23 protein-coding genes are annotated in these 18,824 nt (G+C 57.7%); 20 read left to right on the forward strand and 3 right to left on the reverse strand.

Annotated elements, in window-relative coordinates; genetic code table 11:
• Positions 1 to 134 precede the first annotated feature (134 nt).
• The 15 genes from rpsH (at position 135) to bfr (ending at position 9,332) form a co-directional block, all read left to right on the forward strand.
• A complete protein-coding gene (gene rpsH / locus ACQRBV_RS26085) occupies positions 135 to 527 on the forward strand; it encodes a 30S ribosomal protein S8 (protein ID WP_010206883.1) in 393 nt (130 codons plus the stop codon).
• A gap of 12 nt (positions 528 to 539) precedes the next feature.
• Positions 540 to 1,073 (forward strand): 50S ribosomal protein L6, encoded by a 534-nt coding sequence (rplF, locus tag ACQRBV_RS26090; RefSeq protein ID WP_003176412.1) that lies wholly within the window; start codon positions 540 to 542, stop codon positions 1,071 to 1,073.
• A 10-nt stretch (positions 1,074 to 1,083) separates the two neighbouring features.
• The gene (rplR, locus tag ACQRBV_RS26095; RefSeq protein ID WP_003186037.1) at positions 1,084 to 1,434 is read left to right on the forward strand and encodes a 50S ribosomal protein L18; all 351 of its coding nucleotides are present in this window, start codon (positions 1,084 to 1,086) and stop codon (positions 1,432 to 1,434) included.
• Between the two features lie 3 nt (positions 1,435 to 1,437).
• Positions 1,438 to 1,938, forward strand: a complete 501-nt coding sequence (gene rpsE, locus ACQRBV_RS26100) for a 30S ribosomal protein S5 (RefSeq protein WP_003176409.1) — start codon at positions 1,438 to 1,440, stop codon at positions 1,936 to 1,938.
• Between the two features lie 2 nt (positions 1,939 to 1,940).
• Complete coding sequence (gene rpmD / locus ACQRBV_RS26105) at positions 1,941 to 2,117, forward strand: 50S ribosomal protein L30 (RefSeq protein WP_003176408.1); 177 nt, start codon at positions 1,941 to 1,943, stop codon at positions 2,115 to 2,117.
• A 3-nt stretch (positions 2,118 to 2,120) separates the two neighbouring features.
• Entirely contained in the window at positions 2,121 to 2,558 is a 438-nt protein-coding gene (gene rplO, locus ACQRBV_RS26110; RefSeq protein WP_060755285.1) for a 50S ribosomal protein L15, read from the forward strand.
• Positions 2,559 to 3,887: a preprotein translocase subunit SecY gene (gene secY, locus ACQRBV_RS26115; protein ID WP_016969470.1), complete on the forward strand. Its 1,329-nt coding sequence runs from the start codon at positions 2,559 to 2,561 to the stop codon at positions 3,885 to 3,887. It abuts the gene before it with no gap.
• Between the two features lie 27 nt (positions 3,888 to 3,914).
• Positions 3,915 to 4,031, forward strand: coding sequence for a 50S ribosomal protein L36 (rpmJ, locus tag ACQRBV_RS26120; RefSeq protein ID WP_002555468.1), 117 nt, complete (start codon positions 3,915 to 3,917; stop codon positions 4,029 to 4,031).
• Between the two features lie 129 nt (positions 4,032 to 4,160).
• A complete protein-coding gene (rpsM, locus tag ACQRBV_RS26125) occupies positions 4,161 to 4,517 on the forward strand; it encodes a 30S ribosomal protein S13 (RefSeq protein ID WP_003194635.1) in 357 nt (118 codons plus the stop codon).
• 30 nt (positions 4,518 to 4,547) lie between these two features.
• A complete protein-coding gene (rpsK, locus tag ACQRBV_RS26130; protein WP_002555466.1) occupies positions 4,548 to 4,937 on the forward strand; it encodes a 30S ribosomal protein S11 in 390 nt (129 codons plus the stop codon).
• Between the two features lie 18 nt (positions 4,938 to 4,955).
• Positions 4,956 to 5,576, forward strand: a complete 621-nt coding sequence (gene rpsD, locus ACQRBV_RS26135; protein WP_003176404.1) for a 30S ribosomal protein S4 — start codon at positions 4,956 to 4,958, stop codon at positions 5,574 to 5,576.
• 22 nt (positions 5,577 to 5,598) lie between these two features.
• On the forward strand, positions 5,599 to 6,600 hold the full coding sequence (locus ACQRBV_RS26140) for a DNA-directed RNA polymerase subunit alpha (protein ID WP_003176403.1): 1,002 nt from the start codon (positions 5,599 to 5,601) through the stop codon (positions 6,598 to 6,600).
• A 41-nt stretch (positions 6,601 to 6,641) separates the two neighbouring features.
• A complete protein-coding gene (gene rplQ / locus ACQRBV_RS26145; protein ID WP_003176402.1) occupies positions 6,642 to 7,028 on the forward strand; it encodes a 50S ribosomal protein L17 in 387 nt (128 codons plus the stop codon).
• 235 nt (positions 7,029 to 7,263) lie between these two features.
• The gene (locus ACQRBV_RS26150) at positions 7,264 to 8,712 is read left to right on the forward strand and encodes a catalase (RefSeq protein WP_060755284.1); all 1,449 of its coding nucleotides are present in this window, start codon (positions 7,264 to 7,266) and stop codon (positions 8,710 to 8,712) included.
• Positions 8,713 to 8,867: 155 nt separating this feature from the next.
• Complete coding sequence (gene bfr, locus ACQRBV_RS26155) at positions 8,868 to 9,332, forward strand: bacterioferritin (RefSeq protein WP_015886133.1); 465 nt, start codon at positions 8,868 to 8,870, stop codon at positions 9,330 to 9,332.
• A 66-nt stretch (positions 9,333 to 9,398) separates the two neighbouring features.
• Here the strand turns inward: bfr and uvrA are convergent, their stop codons facing one another.
• Positions 9,399 to 12,233 (reverse strand): excinuclease ABC subunit UvrA, encoded by a 2,835-nt coding sequence (gene uvrA, locus ACQRBV_RS26160; protein ID WP_411985448.1) that lies wholly within the window; start codon positions 12,231 to 12,233, stop codon positions 9,399 to 9,401.
• A gap of 178 nt (positions 12,234 to 12,411) precedes the next feature.
• Between uvrA and ACQRBV_RS26165 the strand changes: the two genes are divergently transcribed.
• Positions 12,412 to 13,806 (forward strand): MFS transporter, encoded by a 1,395-nt coding sequence (locus tag ACQRBV_RS26165; RefSeq protein WP_060755282.1) that lies wholly within the window; start codon positions 12,412 to 12,414, stop codon positions 13,804 to 13,806.
• Positions 13,807 to 13,815: 9 nt separating this feature from the next.
• On the forward strand, positions 13,816 to 14,331 hold the full coding sequence (locus ACQRBV_RS26170) for a single-stranded DNA-binding protein (protein WP_003232445.1): 516 nt from the start codon (positions 13,816 to 13,818) through the stop codon (positions 14,329 to 14,331).
• A 69-nt stretch (positions 14,332 to 14,400) separates the two neighbouring features.
• On the opposite strand, the gene ACQRBV_RS26175 is transcribed toward ACQRBV_RS26170, so the two are convergent.
• Complete coding sequence (locus ACQRBV_RS26175) at positions 14,401 to 15,309, reverse strand: LysR family transcriptional regulator (protein WP_411985449.1); 909 nt, start codon at positions 15,307 to 15,309, stop codon at positions 14,401 to 14,403.
• Between the two features lie 101 nt (positions 15,310 to 15,410).
• On the opposite strand from ACQRBV_RS26175, the gene tam reads away from it, so the two are divergent.
• Entirely contained in the window at positions 15,411 to 16,172 is a 762-nt protein-coding gene (gene tam / locus ACQRBV_RS26180; protein ID WP_411985450.1) for a trans-aconitate 2-methyltransferase, read from the forward strand.
• Between the two features lie 21 nt (positions 16,173 to 16,193).
• On the opposite strand, the gene ACQRBV_RS26185 is transcribed toward tam, so the two are convergent.
• Positions 16,194 to 16,757 carry a cysteine hydrolase family protein gene (locus tag ACQRBV_RS26185; RefSeq protein ID WP_411985451.1) on the reverse strand — a complete coding sequence of 188 codons (564 nt, stop codon included), beginning with the start codon at positions 16,755 to 16,757 and terminating at the stop codon, positions 16,194 to 16,196.
• Between the two features lie 207 nt (positions 16,758 to 16,964).
• Between ACQRBV_RS26185 and ACQRBV_RS26190 the strand changes: the two genes are divergently transcribed.
• Both ACQRBV_RS26190 and ACQRBV_RS26195 read left to right on the forward strand, forming a co-directional pair.
• Positions 16,965 to 18,074, forward strand: a complete 1,110-nt coding sequence (locus tag ACQRBV_RS26190; RefSeq protein WP_411985452.1) for a DUF3182 family protein — start codon at positions 16,965 to 16,967, stop codon at positions 18,072 to 18,074.
• Entirely contained in the window at positions 18,064 to 18,819 is a 756-nt protein-coding gene (locus tag ACQRBV_RS26195; protein ID WP_104996098.1) for an alpha/beta hydrolase family protein, read from the forward strand. Before ACQRBV_RS26190 ends, ACQRBV_RS26195 begins: the two co-directional genes overlap by 11 nt.
• Positions 18,820 to 18,824: the final 5 nt, after the last annotated feature.

The raw sequence follows: 18,824 nt of genomic DNA on the forward strand, positions 1-18,824 counted from the left end.
TTTGGGGCTTGTTTCATTTCCGGAGTGTGTCTAGAATACCCGGCTCGCCTGAGCCCGTGTTTTCTATGCCCGGAGATTCTCGGCGACATATGTAGCCGCAAGGCTAATTTTTTTGTATTAGGAGCGTCTAGCCCATGAGTATGCAGGACCCGTTAGCGGACATGCTAACTCGTATCCGTAATGCCCAGATGGCTGAAAAGTCCGTCGTAAGCATGCCATCTTCCAAGTTGAAGGTAGCTGTTGCCAAAGTCCTGAAAGACGAAGGCTACATTGCGGGTTATCAGATCAGCAGCGATGTAAAAGCACTGCTGTCCATCGAGCTGAAGTACTTCGAAGGCCGTTCGGTCATCGAGGAAGTGAAGCGCGTTAGCCGTCCAGGCCTGCGTCAGTACAAGTCCGCTGAAGATCTGCCGAAAGTTCGTGGCGGTCTGGGCGTGTCTATCGTCTCCACCAACAAAGGTGTGATGACTGATCGTGCTGCGCGCGCTGCCGGTGTCGGCGGCGAAGTTCTTTGCACTGTGTTCTAAGGGGGGATAAGCATGTCTCGCGTCGCTAAGAACCCCGTTAAGCTGCCAGCCGGTGTCGAAGTCAAATTCGCAGGCCAACAGCTTTCGGTGAAGGGTGCCAAGGGTACTCTTGAACTGAACATCCATTCGTCCGTTGAGATCGTTGAAGAAGCCGGTGAGCTGCGTTTTGCCGCTCGCAATGGCGATCAGCAAACTCGCGCAATGGCCGGTACCACGCGTGCGTTGGTAAACAACATGGTCCAAGGCGTAAGCCAAGGCTTCGAGCGTAAGCTCCAGCTGGTCGGTGTTGGTTACAAAGCGCAAGCAAAAGGCACGGTTTTGAACCTGGCCCTTGGCTTCTCGCACCCAGTGGATTACGAACTGCCGGAAGGCATCACCGCTGAGACCCCTAGCCAGACCGATATCCTGATCAAGGGCATCGATAAGCAGCTGGTAGGTCAAGTGGCCGCTGAGATCCGCGACTTCCGTCCACCAGAGCCGTACAAAGGCAAAGGTGTGCGCTACGCGGACGAAGTCGTCCGTCGTAAAGAAGCCAAGAAGAAGTAGGGCATAGCAAATGACCGACAAAAAAGTTACTCGACTGCGTCGCGCTCGCAAAGCACGCCTGAAAATGCACGAACTCGAAGTCGTGCGTCTCTGCGTGTTCCGCTCGTCGCAGCACATCTACGCCCAGGTCATCTCGGCCGACGGCAACAAAGTCCTGGCAAGCGCCTCGACTTTGGATAAAGAACTGCGTGATGGTGCCACCGGCAACATCGACGCGGCCACAAAGGTTGGCCAGCTGGTCGCTACGCGTGCTAAGGCCGCTGGCGTCTCGCAAGTGGCTTTCGACCGCTCTGGCTTCAAGTACCACGGCCGCGTTAAAGCGCTGGCTGATGCTGCTCGTGAAGCTGGGCTGGAGTTCTAAGTTATGTCAAATAACGACCAAAAGCGCGACGAAGGCTACATTGAGAAGCTGGTTCAAGTTAACCGCGTAGCCAAAACCGTTAAAGGCGGCCGTATCTTCACTTTCACCGCGTTGACCGTGGTAGGTGATGGTAAAGGGCGTGTTGGCTTCGGCCGTGGCAAGTCGCGTGAAGTGCCTGCTGCGATCCAGAAGGCAATGGAAGCTGCTCGTCGCAACATGATCCAAGTTGATCTGAACGGCACCACTCTGCAATACGCAATGAAGTCCGCCCATGGCGCTTCGAAGGTGTACATGCAGCCTGCTTCTGAAGGTACCGGTATCATCGCTGGCGGCGCTATGCGTGCTGTCCTCGAAGTTGCTGGCGTTCAGAACGTTCTGGCCAAGTGCTATGGCTCGACTAACCCAGTAAACGTGGTTCACGCCACTTTCAAGGGTTTGAAAGCTATGCAATCTCCTGAGTCCATCGCTGCCAAGCGTGGCCTGACTGTCAAGGAGATCTTCTGATCATGGCTACCGTTAAAGTAACGCTGATCAAAAGCATGACCGGCCGCATCCCTAACCACAAACTGTGCGTTAAAGGTTTGGGTCTGCGTCGCATCGGTCACACTGTAGAAGTCCAGGATACTCCCGAGAATCGCGGGATGATCAACAAGGCTTACTACATGCTGCGTGTAGAGGGTTAATCGATGAAACTCAATGATCTGAGTCCAGCGCCGGGTTCCCGTCGCGAAAAGCATCGTCCGGGCCGTGGTATCGGTAGCGGTTTGGGTAAGACTGGTGGCCGTGGTCACAAAGGTCAGACCTCCCGTTCCGGTGGCACCATTGCTCCAGGCTTTGAAGGCGGTCAACAGCCGCTGCATCGTCGCCTGCCTAAGTTCGGTTTCGTATCCCTGAAAGCCATGGACCGCGCAGAAGTGCGTCTGTCCGAGCTGGCTAAAGTGGACGGCGACATCGTTACTCTGCAGACCCTGAAAGATGCCAACGTGATCAACGTCAACGTACAGCGTGTGAAAATCATGCTGTCCGGTGAAGTGGCTCGCGCTGTCACTATCGGCAAGGGAATCGGCGCCACCAAAGGTGCGCGTTCGGCTATCGAAGCAGCTGGCGGCAAGTTCGAGGAATAAATGGCTAAGCAAGGTGCTCTCTCTGCGCTCGGCAAAGGCGGTATGTCTGAACTTTGGGCACGTCTGCGTTTTCTGTTCCTGGCGATTATCGTCTACCGAATAGGCGCACACATCCCGGTTCCAGGTATCAACCCGGACCGACTCGCAGACCTGTTTCGACAGAATGAGGGGACCATTCTTAGCTTGTTCAACATGTTTTCCGGCGGCGCGCTGGAACGGATGAGCATCTTTGCATTGGGGATCATGCCGTACATTTCGGCATCGATCATCATGCAACTGATGACCGCCGTCAGCCCGCAGCTGGAGCAGTTGAAGAAGGAAGGTGAAGCTGGCCGTCGCAAGATTAGCCAGTACACCCGCTACGGCACTGTCGTCCTTGCCCTGGTTCAAGCTATCGGCATGTCCGTTGGCCTGGCAGGGCAGGGCGTTGCGTTCACTGGTGACTTTGGCTTCTATTTCGTCGCGGTATCCACTTTTGTGGCTGGTGCGATGTTCATGATGTGGCTGGGTGAGCAGATTACTGAGCGTGGTGTTGGTAACGGTATCTCGATGTTGATTTTCGCAGGTATCGTCGCCGGTCTTCCGAGGGCAATTGGGCAGTCTTTCGAGTCTGCGCGTCAGGGTGATATCAATATCTTCGCCTTGGTTGCCATCGGTTTGCTGGCAGTAGCGATTATCGGTTTTGTGGTGTTCATTGAGCGTGGCCAGCGTCGTATCGCTGTTCACTACGCCAAGCGTCAGCAGGGCCGTAAGGTTTTTGCTGCGCAGACCAGCCACTTGCCGCTGAAAGTGAATATGGCCGGTGTTATCCCGGCAATTTTCGCGAGCAGCATTTTGCTGTTTCCGGCTTCGTTGGGTACCTGGTTTGGTCAGTCTGAAAATATGGGCTGGCTGCAGGACCTTTCTCAGTCGATCGCTCCTGGTCAGCCGTTGAATATTCTGCTGTTTAGTGCAGGGATTATTTTCTTCTGCTTCTTCTATACGGCGTTGATGTTCAATCCGAAAGACGTAGCGGAAAACCTGAAGAAGTCCGGTGCCTTTATTCCGGGCATCCGTCCAGGTGAGCAGTCGGCACGCTACATTGATGGCGTTCTGACTCGTTTGACCCTGTTCGGTGCTCTATATATGACGGCCGTGTGCCTGTTGCCCCAGTTCCTTGTGGTCGCAGCAAACGTTCCGTTCTACCTTGGCGGGACCTCGTTGCTGATCGTGGTCGTGGTTGTGATGGACTTCATGTCCCAAGTACAATCGCACCTCGTTTCGCACCAGTACGAATCCCTGATGAAGAAAGCCAACCTGAAGGGTTACGGCAGCGGCATGTTGCGCTGAGTACCCATAAGGTTCGAGGAGTTGGTGATGAAAGTTCGTGCATCGGTGAAAAAGCTGTGCCGTAACTGCAAGATTATTCGCCGCGAAGGTGTTGTTCGAGTAATTTGCAGCGCGGAACCGCGTCACAAACAGCGCCAAGGCTGAGTGTGATCCGCTTGAAGCCCGGCAGCTAGTGCGCTGCCGGGTTGATTATTTGTTATTACAGCGATATTATCTCGCGCCCTATTTCTTGGCTTCCGGGGCGTAGGTAGCTGTCAATTGGAGTCCCACTGAATGGCCCGTATTGCAGGCGTTAACATTCCAGATAACAAGCACACTGTTATCTCGCTGACCTACATCTATGGTGTTGGTCGCACTACTGCGCAGAAGATTTGCGCAGTTGCTGGGGTAAACCCAGCCGCTAAGATCAAGGATCTGAGCGACGAGCAGATTGAACAGCTGCGTGGCGAAGTGGCGAAGTTCACCACTGAAGGTGACCTGCGTCGCGAAATCAACATGAAAATCAAGCGTTTGATGGACCTCGGTTGCTATCGCGGTCTGCGTCATCGTCGTGGTCTTCCAGTACGCGGTCAGCGTACCAAGACTAACGCGCGTACCCGTAAAGGTCCGCGTAAGCCGATCCGCAAGTAATCGCCCCAGCGAATCGACAGGAAAATTATCATGGCAAAACCTGCTGCTCGTCCTCGTAAAAAAGTTAAAAAGACAGTGGTTGATGGCATCGCCCACATCCATGCTTCTTTTAACAACACCATCGTGACCATCACCGACCGTCAAGGTAATGCGCTTTCTTGGGCTACCTCTGGTGGTTCGGGTTTCCGCGGTTCCCGCAAGTCCACTCCGTTCGCTGCTCAAGTAGCTGCTGAACGTGCTGGTCAAGCTGCGCTGGAATATGGCCTGAAAAACCTCGACGTTAACGTCAAGGGTCCAGGTCCAGGTCGTGAGTCCGCTGTCCGTGCTTTGAACGGCTGTGGCTATAAGATCGCCAGCATCACCGACGTGACGCCAATCCCGCACAACGGGTGCCGTCCGCCGAAGAAGCGCCGCGTGTAATCCAGGAGATTGTAAAGAATGGCTCGTTACATTGGTCCAAAATGCAAACTCGCTCGTCGCGAGGGCACCGATCTCTTCCTGAAGAGCGGCGTGCGCGCGATCGAATCGAAGTGCAACATTGAAGCAGCACCTGGTATCCACGGCCAACGCCGCGGTCGCCAGTCCGACTACGGCACCCAACTGCGTGAAAAGCAGAAGGTCCGTCGTATCTACGGCGTTCTCGAGCGTCAGTTCAGCGGCTACTACAAAGAAGCTGCTGGCAAGAAAGGTGCAACCGGTGAAAACCTGCTGCAACTGCTCGAATGCCGTCTGGACAACGTTGTATACCGTATGGGCTTTGGTTCGACTCGTGCCGAATCCCGTCAGCTGGTATCGCACAAGTCGATCAGCGTTAACGGTCAGACCGTAAACGTTCCGTCCTACCAGGTTCGTGCTGGTGACGTGGTCGCAGTTCGCGAGAAAGCAAAAAACCAGCTTCGCATTGTCCAAGCTCTCGATCTGTGTGCCCAACGTGGCCGCGTAGAATGGGTAGAAGTAGACACTGAGAAGAAGTCGGGCGTTTTCAAGAACGTTCCTGCTCGCAGTGATCTGTCCGCCGACATCAACGAAAGCCTGATTGTCGAGCTCTACTCCAAGTAAGGGCTAGAAAATAGGTGCATCCATGCAGATTTCGGTAAATGAGTTCCTGACACCCCGCCACATTGATGTGCAGGTTGTCAGTCCAACCCGCGCCAAGATCACTCTCGAGCCTCTCGAGCGTGGTTTTGGCCACACCCTGGGCAACGCGCTGCGCCGCATCCTGTTGTCCTCAATGCCCGGCTGTGCAGTAGTCGAGGCCGAGATTGACGGTGTGCTCCACGAGTACAGCGCCATCGAAGGTGTACAGGAAGACGTAATTGAAATCCTGTTGAACCTTAAAGGTCTGGCTATCAAGCTGCACGGCCGTGACGAAGTTACGCTGACCTTGTCGAAGAAGGGTTCGGGGGTGGTTACCGCTGCCGATATTCAGCTGGATCATGATGTCGAGATCGTTAACCCCGATCACGTAATCGCTAACCTGGCGTCTAACGGCGCCCTGAACATGAAGCTCACCGTAGCTCGTGGTCGTGGTTATGAACCGGCCGACTCGCGTCAGAGCGATGAAGATGAAAGCCGCAGCATTGGTCGCTTGCAGCTTGACTCTTCGTTCAGCCCGGTTCGCCGTATCGCATACGTGGTGGAAAACGCCCGTGTCGAACAGCGTACCAACCTGGACAAGCTGGTTATTGATCTGGAAACCAACGGTACTCTGGACCCGGAAGAGGCTATCCGCCGCGCTGCAACCATTCTGCAACAGCAGTTGGCTGCGTTCGTCGACCTCAAAGGTGACAGCGAACCAGTGGTAATCGAGCAGGAAGACGAGATCGATCCGATCCTGCTTCGCCCGGTTGACGATCTGGAACTGACTGTACGTTCGGCTAACTGCCTTAAGGCGGAAAACATTTACTACATCGGCGACCTGATTCAGCGTACCGAAGTAGAACTGTTGAAGACTCCGAACCTGGGCAAGAAATCCTTGACTGAAATCAAGGACGTTCTGGCCTCCCGCGGTCTGTCCCTCGGCATGCGCCTCGACAACTGGCCGCCTGCAAGTCTTAAGAAGGACGACAAGGCGACTGCCTGATCGTCGTAATCACCGAACGTGAGTTTGGTAAGGAATGAACCATGCGTCATCGTAAAAGTGGTCGTCACCTGAGCCGTACCAGCTCGCACCGCAAGGCCATGTTCCAAAACATGGCGGTGTCGCTGTTCGAGCACGAGCTGATCAAAACTACACTGCCGAAAGCTAAAGAACTGCGTCGCGTTGCTGAGCCGCTGATCACTTTGGCCAAGACAGACAGCCTGGCTAACCGCCGTCTGGCTTTCGACCGTACTCGTTCGAAAGCTATCGTTGGTAAGCTCTTCAACGACCTGGGCAAGCGTTACGCTACCCGTGAGGGTGGCTACCTGCGCATCCTCAAGTGCGGTTTCCGCGCTGGCGACAACGCGCCTATGGCGTACGTCGAGTTGGTTGATCGTGCTACTGCTGGCGAAGCTGTAAGCGCCGAGTAAGACGACAAGCTGTAATAAAAAACCGGGCCTAGTGCCCGGTTTTTTTGTGCGTGTAAAAAGCGCGCTGGATACAAGTTTCCACAGGTAGCTCTTGGCACTATAGGGTTGGGGAGGTTGTTAGTAATTTTCTATTGATGCTTACGATTTAATGAATTTGTAGACGTCATATTGATGGTCAATACTTCCTCCAAGCCGATTAGCCAGCAGTTCCAAGTCCGACCTGAGGAAATTGAATATGAGCCAGAACAAAATCCTTACTACCGCCAGCGGGGCCCCCGTCGCGGATAACCAGAATTCCCGCTCCGCAGGCCCGCGTGGGCCGTTGCTGCTTGATGATTTTCATCTGATCGAGAAGCTCGCTCACTTCAACCGCGAAAACATTCCTGAGCGTCGTGTGCATGCCAAGGGCTCGGGCGCTTATGGCACCTTCACCGTTACCAAAGACATCACCCAATACACCAGTGCCAAACTGTTCGAGTCCGTGGGCAAGCAGACTCCGACCTTCCTGCGGTTTTCCACCGTAGGGGGTGAGCGTGGTTCGGCTGATACCGAGCGCGATCCACGGGGCTTCGCCCTGAAGTTCTACACCGAAGAAGGCAATTGGGACATTGTGGGTAACAACACTCCGGTGTTCTTCATCCGTGACCCACTGAAGTTCCCGGACTTCATCCATACCCAAAAGCGTTTGCCGCAAAGCAACTTGAAAAGCGCGCAAATGATGTGGGACTTCTGGTCGCACTCTCCTGAGGCGCTGCACCAGGTCACCATCCTGTTTTCGGATCGTGGTATCCCTGATGGCTACCGTCACATGCACGGTTTTGGTAGCCACACCTACAGTCTGATCAATGCCAAGGGCGAGCGTCACTGGGTCAAATGGCATTACAAGACCCGGCAGGGCATCAAGAACCTGGCGCCGGCAGAGGCTGCTCGCCTGGCAGGTACCGACCCTGATTACGCCCAGCGTGATCTGTTCGGTGCGATCGAGCGTGGAGACTTCCCAAAATGGCGTGTCTGCATCCAGATCATGACCGAGGCCCAGGCCAACGCTCACTACGAGAACCCGTTCGATGTGACTAAAACCTGGTCGCAGAAGGAATTCCCGCTGATCGAAGTCGGCGAACTGGAACTGAATCGCAACCCGCAAAACTACTTCGCTGAAGTGGAACAAGCCGCATTTGGTCCAAGCAATATGGTGCCAGGTGTTGGTTTGTCGCCAGACCGTATGCTGCAAGGTCGCGTGTTTGCCTACGCTGATGCCCACCGCTACCGCGTTGGCACCAACCACCAGCAATTGCCGGTGAATGCTCCACGCAGCCCGGTTAATAGCTACCAGCGCGATGGCTCAATGGCTTTTGGCAGCAACGGCGGCGCAACGCCCAACTACGAGCCAAACAGCTACGCCGATGCGCCGAAACAAGCCCCTCAGTACGCGGAGCCGGCTTTGGCGTTGAGTGGTGCGGCTGACCGTTACGATCACCGTGAAGACACGGATTACTACAGCCACGCCGGTGCGCTGTTCCGCCTGATGAACGATGAGCAGAAAGCATTGCTCACCAACAATATCGCCGGTGCGATGGGTGGCGTTTCCAGTGATGTGGTCCAGCGTCAACTGCAGCACTTCTATAAAGCAGATCCTGCTTATGGAGAAGCAATCGCAAAGGCACTGGGTGTATCGCTTAACTGACTCTAAACGATAAGCAGAACCGCCCTCATTTGGGCGGTTTTTGCGTTATTTCAGCTACTTTTCTCGGAATATCTTCACTTTTCTGCCGTTAGTCCCGTGACCTTCGAGTCATCATGGTTCAAACTACAAACTTTCAAGCAGGGAGATGTAGGGCGATGCAAGGTCACCCCGACGTAATCGATTACCTCAACACGTTGCTGACGGGCGAACTGGCAGCTCGTGACCAATATTTCATCCATTCGCGCATGTACGAAGACTGGGGCTTTACCGAGCTCTATGAGCGTATCAACCACGAAATGGAAGAAGAGGCACAGCACGCCGACGCACTGATGCGCCGTATCCTGATGCTCGAAGGCACGCCGCGCATGCGTCCCGACGATCTGGATGTGGGTACCACGGTGCCGGATATGCTCGCCGCCGACCTTCGTCTCGAATACAAGGTACGTGCTGCGCTATGCAAGGGCATCGAGCTCTGTGAGCAGCACAACGACTATGTCACCCGCGAGATCCTGCGGGTGCAGTTGAATGACACCGAAGAAGACCACACCTACTGGCTGGAAAAGCAGTTGGGCCTGATCAAGTTGGTAGGCCTGGAGAATTACCTGCAATCGCAGTTCTGATTCACCGGCCATGAAAAAGCCCCTGTCACGTTGCCGTGGCAGGGGCTTTTTCATGGTACCGATAAATCAGGCCTTGTCGCGCGTCAGCAACGGCTTCAAGTAGTAGCCCGTATGTGACTGCGGCATTTCGGAAACCTGCTCCGGTGTGCCCACTGCAATGATCTGGCCGCCCTTGGAGCCGCCTTCCGGCCCTAGGTCTACCAGCCAGTCGGCTGTCTTGATCACGTCGAGGTTGTGTTCGATTACTACAACGGTATTGCCGTGGTCGCGTAGACGGTGCAACACATCGAGCAGTTGTTGGATATCCGCGAAGTGCAGACCCGTGGTCGGCTCATCGAGGATATACAGGGTTTTGCCCGTATCGCGCTTGGACAGCTCGCGAGACAACTTCACCCGCTGCGCTTCACCGCCGGACAAGGTAGTCGCCGATTGCCCCAGCTTGATGTACGACAGGCCCACATCCATCAGCGTCTGAAGCTTGCGCGCCAATGCCGGAACCGCGTCAAAGAACTCCCGCGCCTCCTCGATCGTCATCTCCAGGGTTTCATGAATGCTCTTGCCCTTGTACTTGATCTCCAGGGTTTCGCGGTTATAGCGCTTGCTCTTGCACACGTCGCACGGCACATAGATGTCCGGCAGGAAGTGCATTTCGACCTTGATCAAGCCATCGCCCTGGCACGCTTCACAGCGCCCGCCCTTGACGTTGAACGAGAATCGGCCAGGCCCGTAGCCGCGTGAGCGGGATTCCGGGACGCCCGCAAACAGCTCGCGAATGGGCGTGAACAACCCGGTGTAGGTCGCTGGGTTGGAGCGCGGCGTGCGGCCAATCGGGCTTTGGTCGATATCGACCACCTTGTCCAGGTGCTCAAGGCCCTTGATGCTGTCGTGCGCGGCCGCTTCCAGGGTGGTCGCGCCGTTCAGGGCGGTGGCACTCAAGGGGAACAGCGTATTGTTGATCAGGGTCGATTTACCCGAGCCGGAAACACCAGTCACGCAGGTCAGCAGGCCCAGCGGAATCTCCAGGTCGACGTTGCGCAGGTTATTACCCCGTGCGCCTTTGAGGTGCAGCGCCAGCTTCTTGTTGCGCGGTGTGCGCTTGGCCGGGACCTCGATCTTCACGCGGCCGGACAGGTACTTGCCGGTCAACGAGTCCGGGTGGTCCATGACTTCGGCAGGCGTGCCCTCGGCGACAATATGCCCACCGTGCACACCTGCGCCCGGGCCAATGTCGACGACGTAGTCCGCCAGGCGGATTGCATCTTCATCGTGCTCGACCACAATCACCGTGTTGCCGATATCGCGCAGGTGTTTCAACGTGCCCAGCAAGCGATCGTTGTCGCGCTGGTGCAAGCCGATCGACGGCTCATCGAGGATGTACAGCACGCCCACCAAGCCGGCACCAATCTGGCTGGCGAGGCGAATCCGCTGGGCTTCACCGCCAGACAAGGTATCGGCACTGCGGTCCAGCGAGAGGTAGTCCAGGCCAACGTTGACCAGGAACTGCAAGCGTTCGCGAATTTCCTTGAGGATCTTGTCGGCAATTTCCCCACGACGCCCCGTCAGCTTAAGCACACCAAAGTACTCACAGGCGTCACCGATCGGCAGGTTGGTCACCGCCGGCAAGGTCTTCTCACCGACCCACACATGCCGCGCCTCACGACGCAGGCGAGTACCCCGGCAATCCGGGCAGGGTTGAGTGCTGAGGAATTTCGCCAGTTCTTCGCGCACGCTGGCCGACTCGGTCTCGCGGTAACGACGCTCCAGGTTCGGCACGATGCCTTCGAACGGGTGAGAACGTTTGACGATATCGCCGCGGTCGTTCAGGTACTTGAAGTCGACGTTCTGTGAGCCGCTGCCATGGAGGATGACTTTCTGCTGGTCGGCCGGCAGTTGGTTGAACGGCACTTCCAGGCTGAATTTATAGTGCGACGCCAGCGACCCCAGCATCTGGAAGTAATAGACGTTACGCCTGTCCCAGCCGCGTATCGCCCCTTCCGCCAAGGTCAGTTCGCCGTTGACCAGACGCTTTATATCGAAGAATTGCTTCACCCCCAGGCCATCACAGGTCGGGCAGGCACCGGCGGGGTTGTTGAAGGAAAACAGCTTGGGTTCCAGTTCGCTGATGGCATGGCCACAGATCGGGCAGGCGAAGCGCGCAGAAAAGATGATCTCTTCACCCGGCTCGTCGTCCATCGGCGCCACCAGGGCAATGCCATCCGCCAGCTTCAATGCCGTTTCGAATGATTCCGCCAGGCGCTGCTGCAGATCCGCGCGCACCTTGAAGCGGTCGACCACTACATCAATGGAGTGCTTCTTCTGCTTGTCGAGCTTCGGCGCTTCGTCCAGTTCATAAAGCTTGCCGTTGATGCGCGCACGCACGAAACCCTGGGCACGCAGTTCCTCGAAGACGGAAAGGTGTTCACCCTTGCGCTCACGAATCACCGGCGCCAGCAGCATCAGCTTTGCGCCTTCCGGCTGGGCCAATACCAGGTCGACCATCTGGCTGACGGTCTGGGCTTCCAGGGGAATATCGTGGTCCGGGCAACGCGGGATGCCCACCCGTGCGTAAAGCAAGCGCAGGTAGTCGTAGATTTCGGTGATGGTGCCCACGGTGGAGCGCGGGTTGTGGGAGGTCGACTTCTGCTCGATGGAAATCGCCGGCGACAGGCCTTCAATGGTGTCGACGTCGGGTTTTTCCATCATGGACAGGAACTGCCGGGCATACGCCGAAAGCGATTCCACATAACGCCGCTGGCCTTCGGCATACAGCGTGTCGAACGCCAGGGACGATTTGCCGGACCCGGACAAGCCGGTGATGACGATCAGTTTGTCCCGCGGCAGGGTCAGGTCGATGTTCTTCAGGTTGTGGGTTCTAGCCCCACGAATCAGGATCTTGTCCAAGATGGCCTCGCACGGCGGGCGTAAATTATGCAGGAGTATACGGCTAAAGACTGGATGAATATACACTGTCAAAGTGCCGGGTGCAGTCTTACATGAAAGCTGCGCGGCAAAGCGCCGCATATACCCTCTCAATCGATGGGACTGGTAGAATCGCCGCCGGTTCACACGAGGTTTTTCCATGCACGATCCCCACAGCGAACGCATGAGTAGCGGCGAGACCCGAGCGGCAAGCGGTCTGGCCCTAGTGTTCGCCTTCCGTATGCTTGGCATGTTTATGGTGTTGCCGGTGCTGGCGACCTATGGAATGGATCTCGCAGGAGCGACCCCGGCCTTGATCGGCCTGGCAATTGGCGCCTATGGCTTGACCCAGGCGATTTTCCAGATTCCATTCGGGATCATTTCCGACCGCATTGGCCGCCGCCCGGTGATCTACCTCGGGCTGATCGTATTCGCCCTCGGCAGTGTGCTCGCGGCCCAGTCCGATTCCATCTGGGGCGTGATCGCCGGACGCATCCTGCAAGGCGCCGGAGCCATTTCCGCTGCCGTCATGGCCTTGCTCTCGGACCTGACCCGCGAACAACATCGCACCAAAGCCATGGCCATGATCGGCATGACCATCGGCCTGTCGTTTGCGGTGGCCATGGTGGTCGGCCCGCTGCTGACCCGCGCGTTCGGCCTGCACGGGTTGTTCCTCGCCACCGGCGGCATGGCGTTGTTCGGGATCGTGATCGTGGCGTTCATGGTGCCGCGGTCCACCGGCACGTTGCAGCACCGTGAATCGGGTGTCGCACGCAAGGCGCTGTTGCCGACGCTCAAGCATCCGGACCTGCTGCGCCTCGATTTAGGTATCTTCGTATTACACGCCATGCTGATGTGCAGCTTCGTCGCGCTGCCCCTGGCCCTGGTCGAAAAAGCCGGCTTGCCCAAGGAGCAGCATTGGTGGGTCTACCTCACCGCGCTGTTGATTTCGTTCTTCGCCATGATCCCGTTCATCATCTACGGCGAGAAGAAACGCAAAATGAAACGAGTTTTACTCGGCGCCGTCACGACCCTGATGCTCACTGAGCTATTCTTCTGGGAGTTCGGCGACAGCCTGCGGGCGCTGGTGATCGGCACGGTGGTGTTCTTCACCGCGTTCAACCTGCTGGAAGCCTCGTTGCCTTCGCTGATCAGTAAAGTTTCACCGGCCGGCGGCAAGGGCACGGCGATGGGGGTGTATTCCACCAGCCAATTCCTTGGCTCTGCGCTGGGCGGCATCATGGGTGGCTGGATGTTCCAGCATGGCGGTTTGTCGGTTGTGTTCCTGGGATGCGCAGGTCTGGCTGCCCTCTGGCTGGCCTTTGCTGTTACCATGCGCGAACCTCCCTATGTGACGAGCCTGCGTTTGCCGTTATCGCCAGAAGCGATCCGCGAAGCCGGTCTGGTTGAGCGCCTCAAGGCCGTCACCGGGGTTACCGATGCCGTGGTTGTTGCTGAAGAAGCCGCCATCTACATCAAATTGGACACCGAATTATTGGATCGCGCGACGCTCGAGCAACTGGTCAACCCAGTGCCGACAGCGCGCCCAGCCTAGGAGAACGTTATGGCCCGTGGGGTTAACAAAGTCATATTGGTCGGTACATGCGGCCAGGATCCCGAAGTTCGCTACTTGCCTAACGGTAATGCCGTGACCAACCTGAGTCTGGCGACCAGCGAACAGTGGACCGACAAGCAGACCGGCCAGAAGGTCGAGAAAACCGAATGGCACCGTGTGTCGATGTTCGGCAAGGTGGCAGAGATCGCCGGTGAGTACCTGCGCAAAGGTTCGCAGGTCTACATCGAAGGCAAACTGCAAACCCGCGAGTGGGAAAAAGACGGCATCAAGCGTTACACCACCGAAATCGTGGTCGACATGCAAGGCACCATGCAACTGCTGGGCGGCCGTCCACAGGGCGACCAACAGGGCCAGGGCGGCATGTCCAACTCGGCGCCGCGCCCACAGCAGTCGCGTCCGCAGCCAAGCCAGCAGCCACAGCGTGAGTCGCGCCCTGCGCCACAACAGGCCGCACCGCAGCCGGCTCCGGATTTCGACAGCTTTGATGACGATATCCCGTTCTAAGGTCTGAAGACCCCAAGCACACAAAACCCCCGATGGCTAAACCTCCCGGGGGTTTTTTATTGCCGTTGATCACGCTTCCGTCGACGCCGCTGTCACCACCATCTCCTTGAACCGGCCCAAGACCGCCGAACCGTCACCGATCCGCGTTGCCAAGTGCAACGGCGCCACCAGGCTCTGGCACTCCGTCAACTCCCGATAGACGATGCCGTCGCCCCGCAGTCGCTGCATCGACGCCGGTACAATCGACACTCCGAGTCCCGCCGCCACCAGGCTCAAGGTCGCGGTCATGCGCGGTGCTTCCTGGACCACCTGCGGGCTGAACCCCGCTTCACGGCAGGCCACCAGGATCGCGTCATACAACCCCAACCCCACGCGACGGCGATACAGCACGAAGGACTCGGTCGCCAATGCCGCCAATGGCAGGGGCGAGGCTGGAGCGATTGCCAAGGGGTGGTCTGTCGGCAGCGCCAGCAGCATGGGCTCTACCAGAATCGGTTCGTCCTGCAGCGACTGCGTCCCGCTGAGCGGCGAGCGGATAAACGCCGCGTCGAGTTTCTCGTGCACCAACGCATCCAGTAGTTCGCCGGTGCCCGCTTCCTCCAGCACCACCGAGACGCCGACAAAGGTTTCGCGAAACAGCCGCAATACACTGGGTACAAACGGGTGCAGGGCTGCAGAACTGGTAAATCCGATCGCCAGGCGGCCACGTTCACCACGCGCGGCTCGGCGCACGACGTCGGCCAGCCCCTCTGCCTGAGCCAGTATTTCCCGCGCCTCATCCAACAAGGCCAGGCCGGCAGTGGTGGGGCGCACGCCACGCGGTAAACGCTCCATCAAGCTCACCCCCAGCTGGGCCTCAAGGCTTTGCAGCATCCGCGTCAAGGGTGGCTGTTGCATGCCCAGGCGTTCGGCGGCGCGGGTGATATAGCCTTCTTCAGCGATAGCGACGAAGGCTTTGAGCTGGCGCAGTTCCAACATTGGGATACTTTCAAGGTATGGGAGAGCTTCAATCCTGGCATTTGTTATCATGGCTCACAAGATTTAGGCTGTGGCCAACCTCAAAAAGAAGGAAAGCCGCGATGACCTGGTCAGCCAAGCAATACACGATGTTCGAACAACAGCGCACACGTCCGGTGCGCGATCTCGTCGCGGCTATTCCCAATACCCAAGTGCGCAATGCCGTCGACCTGGGCTGTGGCCCTGGCAACTCCACTGAAGTGTTGGCCGAGCGCTACCCGCAGGCTCGCATTACCGGTATGGACAACTCCGATGACATGCTGAAGGACGCCCGTCAACGGCTGCCCGCGCTGAACTTCGAACGGGCGGATATCGGTGATTGGAAACCTGCGCAAACCTTCGATGTGATTTTGGCTAACGCGTCCCTGCAATGGCTGCCCGACCACGCCACGCTTTACCCGCATCTGGTCCGGCAACTGACGCCCGGTGGCACGCTGGCGGTGCAAACACCGGACAACCTCGATGAACCCGCCCACCGGCTTGCCCGCGAAGTGGCGGCAGATGGCCCGTGGTCCGCCAAGATCGGCGCGGTCAAACACAATGAACGCCACACCGCGAGCTACTACTACGAACTGCTGAGTAAATATTGCAGCACCGTGGATGTATGGCGCACCACCTACCAGCATCCATTGGCGGATCACGCCGCGGTGGTGGAATGGTTCAAGGGCTCTGCCCTCAGGCCGTTCCTCGCGCCTTTGAGCGAGGATGAAAGGGCTGACTTCCTCCAGCAATACGCGGCGCGGATTACCCAGGCTTACCCAGCCCTGGGCGATGGCACCGTGCTGCTGCCGTTTCCGCGCCTGTTCATTATCGCAACCCGCTGACGCAACCACGCCAAGTGGTGGTCAAACTGCCGCCACCTGCGCCTCCAGGTACTCATCCGCCGACATCACGGCGGCATAACCAAATGCCAGCGACGCCATGTAGGCCCCATGCACCTGCGCCGCTGGAATCAGCTGGCCGTTGAACTCCAGGTCGCGTGTCGCACAGGCATCATGAATCACCGTGACCTTGTACCCCAGGTCTGCGGCAGCCCGTACCACGCCGTCGATGCACATATGGCTCATGCTGCCGACCACCACCAGTTCGGTGATGCTGCGCTGTTCCAGCAGGGTGCGCAGGTCAGTCTGGCGAAAGGCGTTCACAAAGTGTTTGAGTACCACCGGCTCGTTGCCCTCATTCAGCACTTTGCTGTGCAGGTGGGCACCCTCGGAGCCCTGCGTGAAGAACGGAGCGTCGTCGGAGGTGAACTCATGACGTACATGGATCACCGCATCGCCTTTCTGGCGAAACGCCTGCAGTACCTGTGCGGCCTTGTCCGCCGCACTCTCCACGCCGTCAAGCGGCCACTTACCCTGGGGGAAATAGTCATTCTGGATATCGATCAGGATGAGTGCTTGCTTGACCATGTGTGTTGCCTCGCGATAGATGATGGGCTGCGCAGAATCGTGCAGAACGCCACCACCTTAAAGCGGCGTCGTGCAGAATAAAACAGGCTAACTGCCATCGCTTTCTTTGCAACTGCTTGATTTCACAAACGTCCTTTTTCAGCGCGCCTTGGCGTGATCCCTGCAACCTTATCCCCACATACATGGCGGGATGGCCAAGGGGGACGCATGACCCCGATTCAACGCAAGAGGCTGGTAGTCGCTCACTCCACACGCGAGGGCGCGCCGTTGCACGAGGTGGAAACCAACCGTGCCCTGGCACGCTGGCTGGCGCAGATTCTGGGGCTCAGATTCGGTGGCAGCTACGACCGCGAGTTGCATGCCGGTCGAGCCTTGTACCTTTTACCCACACAAACCCTGGTGGGCCAGGCCCAGGCATGCGCACTCAATGTCCATGGCCCGGAAGACCTGTGGGGCGGCTACGTCGATCACGATTTCATCTGCACCAAAGCCATCAGTCATGGTGTGCTCAGCCCGCAAGCCAAAACCCCCGAAGGTTGGTCAGTGCTGTTCTGCGAGCGTGTGCGAACCGTCGTATTGGACGGTTTGAGTGTCTTTGCCCTGGAAGACGCACGACCTGCGGCCACTCGTCTGCTCTACAGCGGGCCCATTCGCATGAAACCCGTGCATGCCTGCGCGGGGCGTGGCCAGGAAGTTATCCACAGCGTGGATGAATTCGACGCGGTGCTGGCACGGCCTGACGCCGCGCAACGTTTCAGTGAAGGCATGGTGCTGGAGCAGGACCTGCACGATGTGGTCACCCATAGCGTGGGGCAGAGTTTTATCGCCGGTCACGTGTTGAGCTACTGCGGCGAGCAATACCTGACCACAGACGGACAGGGCGAAGACGTCTACGGCGGCTCCAACCTGTTGGTGGTACCCGGAGGCTACGACGATTTGTTGCAGCTCGAACTGTCCGATGACGTGCGCGAAGCCATCATACAAGCCAGGGTTTTCGACACGGCGGCCGATGAAGCGTACCCCGGTTTTTATGCTTCACGGCGCAACTACGACATCGCCCAGGGCCTGGACAACGATGGCCAGCGTCGCAGTGGTGTGCTTGAACAATCCTGGCGCATGGGCGGGGCCAGCAGTGCGGAAGTCGCCGCCCTGCAAACGTTTATCAACGATCCCGGCCTGCGTGCGATCCGTGTGTCCTCAGTGGAAACCTACGAGGACCAACCGCTGCCCGCCGACGCCATCGAGGTGTATCGCGGCCCGGCGCAAAACAGCGAATTTCTTCTCAAGTATGTGACGGTTAAAACTTATGACGGCTAGAAGCGAAAGCATTGCGATCGATATTGACGACGAACAGATGAGCGCTACGTTCCTGAGCCCCAAGTCCAAAGTACCCGGGGTATTGTTTGTGCACGGCTGGGGCGGTAGCCAGGAGCGCGACCTTGAACGCGCCAAAGGCATTGCCGGCCTGGGGTGCGTGTGCCTGACCTTCGACCTGCGCGGCCACGCCGGTAGTGGCATTCCATTGGCGCGAGTGACCCGTGAGGACAATCTGCGCGACCTGCTGGCGGCTTACGATCGGTTACTGGCGCACCCGGCAATCGATACCTCGGCCGTGGCCGTGGTGGGCACCAGCTACGGCGGCTACCTCGCGGCGATACTCACCTCGTTGCGCCCCGTGCGCTGGCTGGCACTGCGCGTGCCCGCGCTGTACCGCGACCAAGAATGGCTCAAGCCCAAACGCGATCTGGATAAGGCCGACTTGATGGATTACCGCAGTACGCTGGTTCACGCCGAGACCAATCGCGCCTTGCACGCGTGTTCCGTGTTTACCGGGGATGTACTGATTGTCGAATCGGAAACCGATGACCATGTGCCCCACGCGACGATCATGAGCTACCGCGCGGCGTGCCAGCACACGCATTCCCTGACACATCGCATCATCGATGGAGCCGACCATTCCCTCAGCGATCCGGTGTCCCAGCAGGCCTACACCTCAATCCTGGTGGACTGGGTCACCGAGATGGTGGTGGGCGAACGGTTGAGTATCATCCAGTCCCGGTAGAGCGT

Origin of the sequence: Pseudomonas sp. R11F (assembly GCF_050312575.1) — a bacterium.
Taxonomy (GTDB): Bacteria; Pseudomonadota; Gammaproteobacteria; order Pseudomonadales; family Pseudomonadaceae; genus Aquipseudomonas; species Aquipseudomonas palleroniana.

Excerpts from the sequence above, each read along its gene's own strand:
- rplQ (WP_003176402.1), top strand. The coding sequence starts at position 6,642 with ATGCGTCATCGTAAAAGTGGTCGTCACCTGAGCCGTACCAGCTCGCAC.
- ACQRBV_RS26190 (WP_411985452.1), top strand. The coding sequence starts at position 16,965 with ATGACCCCGATTCAACGCAAGAGGCTGGTAGTCGCTCACTCCACACGC.
- ACQRBV_RS26165 (WP_060755282.1), top strand. The coding sequence starts at position 12,412 with ATGCACGATCCCCACAGCGAACGCATGAGTAGCGGCGAGACCCGAGCG.
- rpsK (WP_002555466.1), top strand. The coding sequence starts at position 4,548 with ATGGCAAAACCTGCTGCTCGTCCTCGTAAAAAAGTTAAAAAGACAGTG.
- ACQRBV_RS26170 (WP_003232445.1), top strand. The coding sequence starts at position 13,816 with ATGGCCCGTGGGGTTAACAAAGTCATATTGGTCGGTACATGCGGCCAG.
- rplR (WP_003186037.1), top strand. The coding sequence starts at position 1,084 with ATGACCGACAAAAAAGTTACTCGACTGCGTCGCGCTCGCAAAGCACGC.
- ACQRBV_RS26175 (WP_411985449.1), bottom strand. The coding sequence starts at position 15,309 with ATGTTGGAACTGCGCCAGCTCAAAGCCTTCGTCGCTATCGCTGAAGAA.
- tam (WP_411985450.1), top strand. The coding sequence starts at position 15,411 with ATGACCTGGTCAGCCAAGCAATACACGATGTTCGAACAACAGCGCACA.
- bfr (WP_015886133.1), top strand. The coding sequence starts at position 8,868 with ATGCAAGGTCACCCCGACGTAATCGATTACCTCAACACGTTGCTGACG.
- rpmJ (WP_002555468.1), top strand. The coding sequence starts at position 3,915 with ATGAAAGTTCGTGCATCGGTGAAAAAGCTGTGCCGTAACTGCAAGATT.
- rplO (WP_060755285.1), top strand. The coding sequence starts at position 2,121 with ATGAAACTCAATGATCTGAGTCCAGCGCCGGGTTCCCGTCGCGAAAAG.
- ACQRBV_RS26150 (WP_060755284.1), top strand. The coding sequence starts at position 7,264 with ATGAGCCAGAACAAAATCCTTACTACCGCCAGCGGGGCCCCCGTCGCG.
- ACQRBV_RS26185 (WP_411985451.1), bottom strand. The coding sequence starts at position 16,757 with ATGGTCAAGCAAGCACTCATCCTGATCGATATCCAGAATGACTATTTC.
- rpsD (WP_003176404.1), top strand. The coding sequence starts at position 4,956 with ATGGCTCGTTACATTGGTCCAAAATGCAAACTCGCTCGTCGCGAGGGC.
- rpsM (WP_003194635.1), top strand. The coding sequence starts at position 4,161 with ATGGCCCGTATTGCAGGCGTTAACATTCCAGATAACAAGCACACTGTT.
- ACQRBV_RS26195 (WP_104996098.1), top strand. The coding sequence starts at position 18,064 with ATGACGGCTAGAAGCGAAAGCATTGCGATCGATATTGACGACGAACAG.
- rpsE (WP_003176409.1), top strand. The coding sequence starts at position 1,438 with ATGTCAAATAACGACCAAAAGCGCGACGAAGGCTACATTGAGAAGCTG.
- rplF (WP_003176412.1), top strand. The coding sequence starts at position 540 with ATGTCTCGCGTCGCTAAGAACCCCGTTAAGCTGCCAGCCGGTGTCGAA.
- ACQRBV_RS26140 (WP_003176403.1), top strand. The coding sequence starts at position 5,599 with ATGCAGATTTCGGTAAATGAGTTCCTGACACCCCGCCACATTGATGTG.
- rpmD (WP_003176408.1), top strand. The coding sequence starts at position 1,941 with ATGGCTACCGTTAAAGTAACGCTGATCAAAAGCATGACCGGCCGCATC.
- rpsH (WP_010206883.1), top strand. The coding sequence starts at position 135 with ATGAGTATGCAGGACCCGTTAGCGGACATGCTAACTCGTATCCGTAAT.
- secY (WP_016969470.1), top strand. The coding sequence starts at position 2,559 with ATGGCTAAGCAAGGTGCTCTCTCTGCGCTCGGCAAAGGCGGTATGTCT.